General features: G+C 57.8%; 12 protein-coding genes. 5 read left to right on the top strand and 7 right to left on the bottom strand.

The genetic code is table 11. From position 1 onward, the window contains the following. Positions 1-3: 3 nt before the first annotated feature. The gene (locus GS636_RS05235) at positions 4-1,167 is read left to right on the top strand and encodes a M20 aminoacylase family protein (RefSeq protein ID WP_171184902.1); all 1,164 of its coding nucleotides are present in this window, start codon (positions 4-6) and stop codon (positions 1,165-1,167) included. A 66-nt stretch (positions 1,168-1,233) separates the two neighbouring features. Here GS636_RS05235 and GS636_RS05230 read toward each other — a convergent pair whose 3' ends face one another. After that, entirely contained in the window at positions 1,234-2,532 is a 1,299-nt protein-coding gene (locus GS636_RS05230; protein ID WP_171668700.1) for a 3-deoxy-D-manno-octulosonic acid transferase, read from the bottom strand. Position 2,533: 1 nt separating this feature from the next. Then, on the bottom strand, positions 2,534-3,541 hold the full coding sequence (moaA, locus tag GS636_RS05225; protein WP_171092643.1) for a GTP 3',8-cyclase MoaA: 1,008 nt from the start codon (positions 3,539-3,541) through the stop codon (positions 2,534-2,536). A 91-nt stretch (positions 3,542-3,632) separates the two neighbouring features. Here moaA and GS636_RS05220 point away from each other — a divergent pair, with 91 nt between their 5' ends. Beyond that, positions 3,633-4,064, top strand: coding sequence for a hypothetical protein (locus GS636_RS05220; RefSeq protein ID WP_171184898.1), 432 nt, complete (start codon positions 3,633-3,635; stop codon positions 4,062-4,064). On the opposite strand, the gene GS636_RS05215 is transcribed toward GS636_RS05220, so the two are convergent. From GS636_RS05215 to glmU, 4 genes are read right to left on the bottom strand one after another with little or no spacing between them, the layout of a single operon-like run. Continuing rightward, positions 4,052-4,738 (bottom strand): DNA alkylation repair protein, encoded by a 687-nt coding sequence (locus GS636_RS05215; protein WP_171184897.1) that lies wholly within the window; start codon positions 4,736-4,738, stop codon positions 4,052-4,054. The genes GS636_RS05220 and GS636_RS05215 overlap by 13 nt on opposite strands. Before the next feature lie 4 nt (positions 4,739-4,742). Continuing rightward, complete coding sequence (locus tag GS636_RS05210; RefSeq protein ID WP_171668699.1) at positions 4,743-5,285, bottom strand: pyridoxamine 5'-phosphate oxidase family protein; 543 nt, start codon at positions 5,283-5,285, stop codon at positions 4,743-4,745. A 3-nt stretch (positions 5,286-5,288) separates the two neighbouring features. Continuing rightward, positions 5,289-7,112, bottom strand: coding sequence for a glutamine--fructose-6-phosphate transaminase (isomerizing) (gene glmS / locus GS636_RS05205; protein WP_171646672.1), 1,824 nt, complete (start codon positions 7,110-7,112; stop codon positions 5,289-5,291). Between the two features lie 4 nt (positions 7,113-7,116). Then, positions 7,117-8,469, bottom strand: coding sequence for a bifunctional UDP-N-acetylglucosamine diphosphorylase/glucosamine-1-phosphate N-acetyltransferase GlmU (gene glmU, locus GS636_RS05200; protein WP_171668698.1), 1,353 nt, complete (start codon positions 8,467-8,469; stop codon positions 7,117-7,119). A 134-nt stretch (positions 8,470-8,603) separates the two neighbouring features. On the opposite strand from glmU, the gene GS636_RS05195 reads away from it, so the two are divergent. The 3 genes from GS636_RS05195 to GS636_RS05185 all read left to right on the top strand — a co-directional run bounded on the left by GS636_RS05195 (position 8,604) and on the right by GS636_RS05185 (position 11,828). Further along, on the top strand, positions 8,604-9,275 hold the full coding sequence (locus tag GS636_RS05195) for an HAD-IA family hydrolase (RefSeq protein ID WP_171668697.1): 672 nt from the start codon (positions 8,604-8,606) through the stop codon (positions 9,273-9,275). 39 nt (positions 9,276-9,314) lie between these two features. Continuing rightward, positions 9,315-10,505, top strand: coding sequence for a DegT/DnrJ/EryC1/StrS aminotransferase family protein (locus GS636_RS05190; RefSeq protein WP_171668696.1), 1,191 nt, complete (start codon positions 9,315-9,317; stop codon positions 10,503-10,505). Between the two features lie 159 nt (positions 10,506-10,664). Continuing rightward, positions 10,665-11,828 carry an isovaleryl-CoA dehydrogenase gene (locus tag GS636_RS05185; protein WP_171668695.1) on the top strand — a complete coding sequence of 388 codons (1,164 nt, stop codon included), beginning with the start codon at positions 10,665-10,667 and terminating at the stop codon, positions 11,826-11,828. Between the two features lie 53 nt (positions 11,829-11,881). Here GS636_RS05185 and GS636_RS05180 read toward each other — a convergent pair whose 3' ends face one another. After that, entirely contained in the window at positions 11,882-12,484 is a 603-nt protein-coding gene (locus GS636_RS05180) for an OmpW family protein (RefSeq protein ID WP_171668694.1), read from the bottom strand. Positions 12,485-12,568: the final 84 nt, after the last annotated feature.

The following is a 12,568-nucleotide window of genomic DNA, read 5'->3' as shown; positions in this document are numbered from 1 at the left end:
GAAATGCCAGTTAAAAATCGATTTGCCGAATTACAGAATGAGATCACCGCTTGGCGACGGGATCTGCACGAAAACCCGGAAATCCTGTTTGAAACCCACCGTACCAGCGCAGTTGTGGCCGAGAAACTCAAAGAGTTCGGTTGTGATGAGGTTGTCACCGGCATCGGACGCACCGGTGTCGTGGGTGTGATCAAGGGCAAGTCGGACAGCAGGGGCAAGGTGATTGGTCTGCGCGCAGATATGGATGCGCTGCCGATTCATGAGGCGACCGGGCTGGATTATGCCTCGAAAACACCGGGTGCCATGCATGCCTGCGGTCATGACGGTCACACAGCGATGCTGTTGGGGGCGGCAAAGTACCTGTCTGAAACACGCAATTTCGATGGCACTGTGGTGGTGATTTTCCAACCCGCCGAAGAAGGCGGCGGTGGTGGCCGTGAAATGTGTGAAGACGGCATGATGGACCGCTGGAACATCCAGGAAGTCTATGGAATGCACAACTGGCCGGGTAAACCGGTTGGCAGCTTTGCCATTCGTCCTGGCTCTTTCTTTGCAGCTACTGATCAGTTCGACATCACCTTTGAAGGTCGCGGCGGGCACGCAGCCAAACCGCAAGAGACGGTGGACACGACCGTGATGACGGCGCAGGCGGTTTTGGCTTTGCAAACTATTGCGTCCCGAAATGCGGATCCGATTGATCAGGTCGTTGTGTCGGTGACGTCTTTTGAAACCTCATCAAAGGCTTTCAACGTGATCCCGCAAACTGTGCAGATCAAAGGGACCGTGCGTACCATGAGCAAGGATATGCGCGATCTGGCTGAAAAGCGGATCAATGAGATTTGCGCGGGCGTGGCAACAACGTTCGGAGGCACCGCGGACGTGACCTATATCCGTGGCTATCCAGTAATGGTGAACAGCGACGAGCAGACCGCGTTTGCAGCGGATGTGGCAAAGTCAGTATCCGGGGATTGTGAAGAGGCCCCGTTGGTGATGGGCGGCGAGGATTTCGCGTTCATGCTGGAAGAGCGTCCAGGTGCTTATATCCTTGTGGGTAACGGCGACACAGCCATGGTTCATCACCCGGAATACAATTTCAACGACGAGGCCATCCCGGCCGGTTGTAGCTGGTGGGCAGAGATTGTTGAACAACGGATGCCGGCCGCTTGATGAACAGCGTGGGGGCTCTGCCCCCACACCCCCGAGGTATTTTCAGCCAGATGAAGAAGGATCCTGTTAGTGCAGATCAAGCTCTGCACAGAGGGTTTCGATGACGGATTCAAGAGCATCTGACTGCATGTGTACGCAAGATTGCGCGGCTTTTTGTGCAGATTGCAGGGCGCTCTGGTCTGACAACCAATGCGCCACGATTTGGGAGAGTTCAGCCGCGGTTTGAACCTCGATTGCGCCGCCGGATTTAATCAGCGGGGCAAAGGTCTCGGCAAAGTTAAAGTACCCCGGACCCGTGATCACCGCAGCCCCGGCTTGAGCAGGCTCAAAAGGATTGTGGCCCCCGATTTCTTTCAGTGAGCCGCCGAGGAATACAATCGGGCACAAGGCGTACCAGGTTCCGGTTTCTCCTAGTGTATCAGCGACGTAAATTTGGGTGTTTTCTCTGATCAGTTCGCCCCTGGATCGGAAGGATGCAGGGACATCGGCATCTTTGATCAGCGTTGCAACGTCGTCTCGACGCTCTGGGTGGCGTGGGATCAACAGCAAGAGCAAGTTCGGCCAGCGCTCAAGCAGTGTCTTGTGCGCGGTCAGAATCGTTTCTTCCTCGCCCGCGTGGGTTGAGCTCGCGATCCAGACCGGGCGGTCTGCGATCTGCGTTTGGATGTCCTGCAATGTCGCTTGATCCACCGGCAGGGGATCGGACATTGCCTTTAGATTGGTGCCCGGCTGTACGCGGCTTGGTGTTGCACCGATGTCGATCAGATTGGCTGCGGTTTTGTTATTCTGGGTCAGAAACAGGTGGAATTTGGATAAAATGAAACGCGCGGTGTTAGGGCGTTTTTTCCAGCCTCTGACAGATTTTTCAGACAGGCGGGCGTTTAGAAGTGCCAGCGGGATGTTCTGCCGATGGCTTTCCACGATCAGGCGAGGCCATATTTCGCTTTCGACGAAGATGCCCGCATCGGGCCGCCAATGAGAGAGAAAGCGAGTTACGGGGCCTGCGGAATCCAGCGGTGGGTATTGATGCCGCGTTCGGGGCGGCAAACGTTTGGCGATCAGTGCGGCAGAGGTGGGCGTACCTGAGGTGATCAGGAACTCGGCATCCGGTAGACGGTCAGCCAACCGTTTGATCAGGCTGAGGATCGACAGGCTTTCGCCGACGCTGGCGGCATGAAACCAGATCAGACGCCCAGATGGACGGGGCAGGCTTGCGTGGCCAAGCCGCTCTCTTTCTCGTTGTTCAGGTACATCGGCTGCGCGTAGCTTGTTGCGCACGGTTCGCCATGCCAAAGGTTGCACAAGAGCAGTAGAGCCGCAGTACAGTCTGTACAGCAGCGTCGGGCGGTCGTCTGCGCCGGGCATGTCAGCCGCCTGTATGGCTCATGTGACGGCTCATCTGGCCATCGACAGCCTGACGGGAATAGTCGAAGTCGTGACCCTTTGGCTTGAGGTTGATCGCGGCCCGAATTGCGTCCTCTAGTGGCGCTTCGCTTTCGGGGTGATCGCGCAGCGGGGCGCGCAGATCGGCCATATCTTCCTGGCCCAAACACATATACAGCTCGCCGGTACAGGTCAGGCGCACGCGGTTACAGCTTTCGCAAAAGTTATGAGACAGCGGTGTGATGAACCCGATCTTTTGGCCTGTTTCCTCTAGGCGAACATAGCGGGCCGGGCCACCGGTGCGTTCGGCCAAGTCGGTAACGGAATAGTGGTTTTCGTATTCTTTGCGCACGTCCTTAAGCGACCAATATTGATCCAGACGGTCTTCGTTGCCGATGTCGCCCATGGGCATGACCTCGATCCAGGTCAGGTCCATGTCGCGTTCGGCACACCATTCGGTAATCTTTGGCAGCTCGGGCTCGTTGAACCCTTTCAATGCAACCGCGTTGATTTTGATCCGCAAGCCTGCTTTCTGCGCGGCGTCGATGCCGTTCAGGACTTGTTTCAAGCGCCCCCAGCGCGTGACTTTGGCGAATTTGTCATCGTCCAACGTATCCAGCGAAACATTCACCCGCCGCACACCTGCGGCATAGAGGTCCTCTGAGAAGCGATGCAATTGCGAACCGTTTGTGGTCAGCGTGAGTTCTTTCAGTGCGCCGCTGTCCAGGTGACGGGTCATGGCGTTGAAGAAAGTCATGATATTGCGGCGGACCAAGGGCTCTCCGCCCGTAATGCGCAACTTCTCCACACCCATCTTCACAAAGGTCGAGCACATCCGATCCAGCTCTTCCAGCGTTAGCAGGTCTTTCTTGGGCAGAAAGGTCATGTTCTCGGACATGCAATACACGCAGCGGAAATCGCAGCGGTCCGTGACGGAAACGCGGAGATACGTGATGGCGCGGGCAAACGGGTCGATAAGCGGAGCTGTCATGGCGTAATAGGTAAAGCCGGAACCGGGTCCCGACAAGGGTGAACTGTGCTTTGCGCTGGTACAGATGCGCGCAGGGCTGTAGGATTTGGGCATGAAGAAAGCACTTGTAATTCTGTGTGTGTTGGCCGCCGGTTGCGATACAGTCCGGTCCACCACCGACCGCGTCTTCGGACGAAGCGACGCACCCGAGCAGACCGTTGCCGAGGATGAGACCGCGACCGCTGTTTCCGAGGAAGTTCTGCAGCCGGAACCTGTTTCAGCGCGCCCCAGTTGGGCTGGGGCCAGAACCACTATTGCCGGGTTGGGAGACCCGACCACGCCGGGGCGTTGGATGCAGACACCCTTGGTCGAAAGCGAGGTAACAGCGCGCGTAGTGGTGCCAAGAACTGGGGCACAAGCCTATATCACTCTGGTTCCGATCCCGGGCCCTGCCAGCGGTGGCAGCCGGTTGTCGCTGGACGCCATGCGAGCTTTGCTGGTGCCGCTGGATGAACTGGTTGAGGTCGACGTCTACGCCAACTGATCCTTCAGATACTTGCCGGCTTCACGGTGGGCAAATGGCTTCATCGCGTTGCCGTATTCTTCCAGGAATGCAATCACGCGATCTGGGTCATGCTTGGACAGCTCACGCAGCCACCAAGCGATGGCCTTCTGGATGAACCAGTCGCGATCTGGGACATATCCGGCAGCCCAGCTTAGAATCCGATCGCGGCGCTGCAGGTCTTCCGGCTTGGGGTGGTTCTGTTTTGTCCAGGGCAGAGTTGCAACCAGCGCGGCGCGGCGGGTCCACATATGGTCAGATAGGGCCCACTGTTCAACTTCGTCCAGTCGATCAGGGTTAGCTGAAAGCCGCTTTTGCATTGCTGTGCTGGCGTGGTCGGCGATAGCCCAGGCATCGAAATCAGGCAGCCAGCTTTGCAAAAGGTCCCAAACCGCGTCATCTGGCCGGATGCGCGCCTGAGTCAGCAACTTGGCCGCTAAAACGCGAGCTTCGTGAATGTTGGTCTGCCACAGTCCGTTTGCCACTTCGACACGCGCGGCGACGTCCAGTTCTGTTCGCCATGCTTTGCTCAGGTCGTTCAAAACGGGGTTCGCGACACCAAGATAGACGCGATCCACCTTGTGGTAGCTGGCCATTTGATCCGCACGCTCAGCGTCGGCATGGGCTTTGATTTGATCGAGGAGCCTGGCGGACATCAGATCAGACCGGAACGCCGGTGGGCTTGCCGTCGATTGTCTGCCCGTTTTTCTCTGCCCAGTAGGCGCGGATTTCGTTGTCGGATTTTCCGTCGACCCATTTCTGCATTGTATCGCGTTCGGACTGGAACTCCATGAATGGAACGGCATAGCCACACGAAGTCTGAACTATTTCTATGGACTGGTCATAGATTTGCCGCGCGCTGCGATGATGTGGGAAAAGGTCAGCCAGTTCGTCCCAACCTTCATCCCCGACATGAAGGGTTTGCGCCGTTCCATAGGTGCGCAGGATCAGGGGCCGGGTGCTGAACGAACACCACATCAGCGTCATGCGGTTGACCTGCATCAGGTGGCCTGCTGTTTCGTTGCCACTGCCGGTAAGGTTCATCCAGACGATGCGGTTGGGCCCCAATACCCGCAGCGAGTCCATCCCTTTCGGGGAAATATTGACCTGTCCCTCAGCTCCGGCGGTGCCGACGAAGAACATATGCTGATCTTCGATGAATTTCCGGTGCGCATCTTCGAGCTGAGGGAATTGTTTGGCCATGGTTCACTCTACCGTTACTGATTTTGCCAGATTGCGGGGCTGATCCACATCGGTGCCCTTGGCGACGGCAGTGTGATAGGCCAGCAGCTGTGCAGGAACGGAATAAAGGATCGGTGTCAGATTGTGATGGACATGGGGCATGCGGATCTTGCTCCAAACCTCATCCCCGGCTTCGGCGATACCGTCATCATCCGACACAAGGATCACTTTACCTTTGCGCGCCATGACTTCTTGCATGTTTGAAACGGTCTTGTCGAACACAGTATCCCGCGGGGCCATGACAACCACAGGCATGTGCTTGTCGATCAGGGCGATGGGGCCGTGCTTCAGCTCTCCCGACGCGTAACCTTCGGCGTGAATGTAGCTGATTTCCTTCAGTTTCAACGCACCTTCCAGAGCCAGAGGATACATCAGGCCACGGCCCAGAAACAGAACGTCACGTGCTTCAGACAAGCGCTGGGCGGCTTTGCGGATCGCCCGGTTCTGGTCCAGCGCCGCGTTCAGAACAGTTGGCAATCCGCGGAGCGCCGCAGCGTGATCGGCAATTTCTTCGTCTGTCATCGTGCCCCGGTCAGCAGCGGCCTTCAAAGCCAGCATCAACAGCACGCTCAACTGACAGGTGAATGCCTTGGTCGAGGCCACACCAATCTCGACACCGGCATGGATCGGCAGAGCGATATCGCTTTCGCGCGCAATCGAGCTTTCCGGGACGTTCACAACTGAAACGATCTTCTCGGCCTTGCCTTCGCAATAACGCAATGCGGCCAGCGTGTCGGCGGTTTCGCCCGACTGGCTGACAAACAGCGCCAGAGTTCGGTCGGTGATCGGAGGTTCGCGATAGCGGAACTCGCTGGCGATATCGACCTCAACCGGCATCTTGGCCAGTTGCTCGAACCAGTATTTGGCAGTCAAGCAGGCATAAAAAGCAGTGCCACAGGCTACCATGGTCAGGCGGTCCAGCTTGCTGAAATCCAGATCTGTATCGGGCAACACCACCCGGTCTCCGCTGGTGGGCAGGTAGGACCGGATTGCTTCGGCCACAACGATGGGCTGTTCGGCAATTTCTTTGGCCATGAAGTGCTTGTGTTCGCCCTTGTCCGCGCGTGTATGATCCAGCTTGATCTTGCGCTTTTCGCGGTTGGCCAACTCGCCAGCTTCGGTTCGGATTTCCAGCGAAGTGCGGGTCAGAACCGCACGGTCGCCCTCCTCAAGATACGTGATCTGATTGGTCAACGGCGCCAGCGCGATGGCGTCAGATCCGACATACATCTCACCATCGCCATGGCCAATGGCCAGCGGTGATCCCTTGCGGGCGGCCACGATCAGGTCGTCTTCACCGTCGAACAGAAAGGCTAGTGCAAACGCCCCTTCCAACTGCTCGATAGTCTTGAACGCAGCTTCAACCGGCGACAGGCCCGCGTTGAGGTGATGCTCGGTCATCAGGGCTACGGTTTCCGTATCAGTCTCGGTCTGGAAATCGACGCCATGTTCCGCCAGTTCGGCCCGTAACTCACGATAGTTTTCAACGATGCCATTATGCACCACGGCCACAGGCCCCGCCTTGTGCGGATGCGCATTGTTGACCGAAGGCGCGCCATGTGTGGCCCAACGGGTGTGGCCGATGCCGGATTTGCCGGGCAACGGGTCATGCACCAGCAGATCGCTGAGGTTAACCAGCTTACCGACCGCGCGCCGTCGACCCAACGCGCCATCATTGACTGTTGCTATCCCGGCGCTGTCATAGCCGCGATACTCCAGCCGTTTCAAAGCCTCTACCAGAATAGGGGCCGCCTCGTGCTGCCCCAGAACACCTACTATTCCACACATAACCTCAGGCCTCTTTATCGCGGCGAGCCTTCTTCGCCTTCAACATATCAAACAATTTACGCGCATATCCGGGTTTGTTTTCCTGCTTGGCGCGAGCCACAGCCAACGCGTCAGGTTCCACATTCTTGGTCACGACTGTGCCCGTTGCGGTCATCGCGCCATCACCCACGGTCACAGGGGCCACAAGCATGGTGTTCGACCCAATAAAGACGTTCTCACCAATGGTGGTCTTGTGCTTCATCACGCCGTCATAGTTGCAGGTGATCGTACCAGCGCCGATATTTGTCGCAGCCCCCACCGATGCATCGCCGATGTAGCTCAGGTGGTTGACCTTCGCGCCTTCGGCAATTTCAGCATTCTTGATTTCGACGAAATTGCCAACGCGTGTGTTTTCCGCAAGCTCGGCACCGGGGCGCAGACGAGCGTAGGGCCCGATGATAGCGCCACGGCTGACATGGCATCCTTCCAGATGCGAAAACGCCCGGATCGTCGCACCACTTTCTACCGTAACACCGCGCCCGAAAACCACATTGGGTTCAATCACCGTATCGCGCCCGATCACGGTATCGGAGGCCAGATACACTGTTTCAGGGGCCATCAAGGTAACGCCCATGTCCAACAGCTCAGCGCGGGCACGTGACTGGAACACCGCATCCGCCGCGGCCAGATCCGCGCGCGAATTCACACCCAGCGTTTGTGCCTCGTCACAGGCGACGGCGGTCACGTTCAGCCCACGTTTACCTGCGATTTCCACCACGTCTGTCAGATAGTATTCACCCGAAGCGTTGTCGTTGCTGACATCATCGATCAGTGAAAACAACAGCTGCGCGTCACAGGCGAGAAGTCCCGAGTTACAAAAGGTTAGCGCCCGTTCTTCATCAGTGGCGTCTTTAAATTCGACAATGCGTTCCAGGCTGTCGCCCTTCATCACCAACCGACCATAACGTGCGGGGTCGGCAGCTTCGAACCCGAGAATGACCAGATCGTTCCGCGACCGCGCCTCGATCATCCGTTCCAGCGTGTCCGGTTGTAGAAACGGGGTGTCGCCGTAAAGAACCACAACATCGCCCTCAAACCCTTCCAGCGCTTGCCGCGCCTGAGCAACTGCGTGAGCAGTGCCTTGCTGTTCTTCCTGAACGGCGATCTGCGTCTCTTCGTCTTCGCCCTGCGCCACCTTTGCCACAGTTTCGGACCCGTGGCCGGTGACGATCACTGTACGCTCGGGCGACAGCACGGACCCGGCGCGCATCGCGTGAACAAGCATCGGCACTTGGGCGATGGGATGCAGGACTTTGGGAATATCCGAATTCATCCTGGTGCCTTTTCCGGCGGCAAGGATGACAAGGGCAATGCTCATGAAATCGTTTTCTCTTTGTGTTTTGGTGCCGACCGTTTTATCCGCTGAGGGCAAAGGCGCAAGCCGTTCGGCCATCAAACAAGATTGCCGATTGAAACAGGACACGGCGAAAACCTGCCGAATAAGGAGGCTAAATGCGTACAGTCATTTTCGATCTGGACGGCACTTTGGCGGATACATCGGGCGATTTGCTGGCCGCGGCGAACCATTGTTTTCGCGAAATGGGGCACGGTGACGTGCTGGTCCAGGGACAGGATTCTGGTATCGCGCTGCGCGGTGGGCGCATGATGTTGACCCATGGGCTAAAGCGCGTTGGTGCCTTTGATGAGGATACGGTCCACGCCTATTACCCGGTGCTGCTTGAAGCTTATGCTCAGGATATCGATACCCATACCAGCTTTTACCCGGGCGCGTTGCAGGCGGTCGAGATGCTCAGCAACGCGGGATACGGTGTTGGCATATGCACGAACAAACCGGAGCATTTGGCTGAATTGTTGCTGACCCGCATGGGGGTGCGAGACCGTTTTGCTTCGTTGGTCGGGGCAGATACGTTGCCGGTCCGCAAACCTGACCCAGCCCCTCTGCGTGAGGCTGCACGTCGCGCTGGGGGCGACCCTGATTTTTGCGTGCTGATCGGAGACTCGGATACGGACCGCAACACCGCCAAAGCCGCAGGTGTTCCGTCGGTCCTCGTGACCTTCGGCCCGTCAGGGGATGACATGGCGGCATTGGAACCCGAGGCCTTGCTGCATCATTTTGACGATTTACCTTCCCTTGTGCCTGCCTTGATTGGTGCGGCGGCGTAACGTCTTGACCGAACCTTGTCGGAGCCTCAGAACGAGATCATGACCGAAAAATTCTCAGGCAATTTCACGCAGCAGGAACCCCTTCCCGAGGACGCGATTGAGGCGGCTTTGGCCGTTTTGCGCCACGGGCGTCTGCATCGATATAACGTGGCAGCGGGCGAGTTGGGCGAAACGGCCTTGCTGGAGCAGGAATTCGCGGCGCAGATGGGGGCAAAATACTGTCTGGCTGTGTCGTCTGGCGGCTATGCGCTGGCCACCGCCCTTCGTGCGGTTGGGGTTCAGCCCGGCGATCCCGTTCTGACCAACGCTTTCACGCTGGCCCCGGTGCCAGGGTCGATTGCTTCGGTTGGTGGGCGGGCCATCTTCGTGGGCGTGACGGAAAGCCTGACCATCGATTTGGACGACCTCGAGCGCAAGCTGGGGCAGGCGCGCGTGCTGATGCTGAGCCATATGCGGGGTCATCTGTGTGACATGGACCGACTTATGCAGATGTGCGACGCCGCCGGGGTGATCGTGATTGAAGACTGCGCGCACACGATGGGCGCGGCCTGGCACGGCCAGTTGTCGGGGCGGCAGGGCGCAATCGGCTGCTATTCCTGTCAGACGTACAAGCACGTCAACTCGGGTGAGGGCGGTTTGCTTGTCACCGATGACGAAGAATTGGCGGCCAAAGCCACGATGCTGTCAGGGTCCTACATGCTGTACGAGCGCCACCTGGCCGCGCCGGGGCCCGAGGTGTTCGATCGGATCAAATACACCACGCCAAACGTTTCCGGTCGCATGGACAATTTGCGGGCTGCGATCCTGCGTCCGCAATTGCGGGATCTGGACCGTCAAGTGGAGCGTTGGAATGAGCGCTATCGCGAGATCGAGACCGGGTTGCGTGGCACACCGGGTTTAACCATGGTTGAGCGGCCCGAGGAGGAAACCTATGTAGGGTCTTCGATCCAGTTCCTGCTGTTGGATTGGTTGCCCGAACGGATCGCCGACGTGATCAGCCGTTGCGCGGCGCGTGGGGTCGAGCTGAAATGGTTTGGGGGGGCAGAGCCAACCGGGTTCACGTCACGGTATGACAGTTGGCGCTATTTCGACAGTGAGCGTATGCCGGAAAGTGATCGAGTTCTGGCTGGTGTCATGGACATGCGTGTACCTCTGACGTTTTCATTGGAAGACTGCCAATTGATTGCGCGCATTATCCGGGCCGAGGTCGGCGCGGTCTACCAATCGTAACCATGTGGAGTGCGCTTGCTGCGCACGCTCAATCTATTGCATCGCCGCCCGTATGGGCGGCGTTTTGCGTTTTGGCTGGTTCACAAAGATTGACCGGGCTCGGATTCGCTGGTAATCGTTTATTGAACACTTGTTCATTAACGCGAAGGGAGGGCACAGATGTTCATGGCCACGATGAAGTTCGATCTGGGTGAGGATGTGAATGCCCTGCGCGAGATGGTGCATCGCTGGGCACAGGAACGGGTCAAGCCGATGGCGGCTGAGATCGACCTTACCAACGCCTTTCCGAACGAGTTGTGGAAAGAGATGGGAGAGCTTGGCCTTTTAGGTGTTACTGTGCCCGAAGAATATGGCGGTGCGGGTATGTCCTATCTGGCGCACACCATCGCGGTCGAAGAGGTCGCGCGGGCCTCGGCATCGGTTTCCCTGTCATACGGGGCGCATTCGAACCTCTGCGTGAACCAGATCAAGCTGAACGGTAACGAAGAGCAGAAGCAGAAATATCTTCCGCGACTGATCTCAGGCGAGCATGTGGGCGCGTTGGCCATGTCTGAACCTTCGGCCGGGTCTGATGTGGTGTCGATGAAGCTGCGGGCGGAAAAACGGAACGATCATTACCGTCTGAATGGGAACAAATACTGGATCACCAACGGGCCGGACGCAGATACTCTGGTCGTTTACGCCAAGACAGATCCGGATGCCGGGTCAAAGGGGATCACGGCCTTTCTGATCGAGAAAGAAATGAAAGGGTTCTCGACCTCACCTCATTTCGACAAGCTGGGGATGCGCGGGTCGAACACGGCTGAACTCATCTTTGAAGACGTCGAGGTGCCGTTCGAGAACGTGCTGGGTGAAGAGGGGAAAGGCGTGGCCGTGCTCATGTCGGGGCTGGACTATGAACGCGTGGTCCTGGCTGGGATCGGTACGGGTATCATGGCCGCTTGTCTGGATGAGGTGATGCCTTATCTGGCCGAGCGCAAACAGTTCGGCAAACCCATCGGCAGCTTCCAGTTAATGCAGGGCAAGATCGCCGACATGTACACGGCGATGAACTCGGCGCGGGCTTATGTGTACGAGGTCGCCAAGGCGTGTGATCGGGGGGATGTGACGCGTCAGGATGCGGCGGCGTGTTGCCTTTACGCTTCGGAACAGGCGATGGCGCAGGCGCATCAGGCGGTTCAGGCGCTGGGTGGGGCTGGCTTTCTGTCCGATGCGCCAGTAAGCCGGATCTTCCGTGATGCCAAGCTGATGGAGATCGGCGCGGGCACCAGCGAGATTCGCCGGATGCTGATTGGTCGTGAGCTGATGGCTGAAATGCTCTGAACACAAAAAACGCCCTGCGGACGAGGGAACCGCAGGGCGCTTGAAAGACAGGATCAGAACTTATGGACGTAGGAAACGCCGACAAGGAACGGATCGATTTCCGCGGTGCCGATTGGGGCGCCGTTCAAAGTCACGTCCGAGTCGATGTCGAACCAACGTACGTTCAGACGGACCGCGCCATTGTCGCTGACCATGTAGTCCAGACCGGCCTGCAGCGAAACACCGAAGGAGTCATCGACCTTGAGATCGCCCAGAGCGGTCTGTTCGTCAAAGAAGATGGTGTAGTTCAGGCCGGCACCAACATAGGGTTTCCACGCGCTATTGGTCGGGAAGTGATAGTTCACCGACAGGGTGGGGGGCAGGTGCTTGACCGTAGCCGCATCAACACCGCCCAAGGCGATTGTGTGTTTGAACGGGGTTGCGGCCAGAAGTTCGATACCCAGGTTGTCACGGATAAAGTATTCAGCGGTGAAGATCGGGCGCGTATCTGCGTCGATGGTGGCAGGTGCACCTGCAATCGTGCCGTTGTCGGATTTCGGGTCCAGATAACCCACACCGACGCCGACGGTCCAGTCACCTTGCGATTGAGCAAACGCAGGGGCGGCCATTGCAACCAGCGCGGTGGACAGGGTCAATGCGGCGAGCTTTTTGGTCATTGTTTTGCCTTTGGTTCTGTTGATGCGTCTGACGTCGCAGAACAGAGCCTTGAGCACTCTGATCTGCATCAAATTCCTGTGAAA

The sequence above is a fragment of the Ruegeria sp. HKCCD4884 genome (assembly GCF_013110855.1).
GTDB lineage: Bacteria > Pseudomonadota > Alphaproteobacteria > Rhodobacterales > Rhodobacteraceae > Ruegeria.
This window is presented reverse-complemented; position numbering and strand designations above follow the sequence as displayed.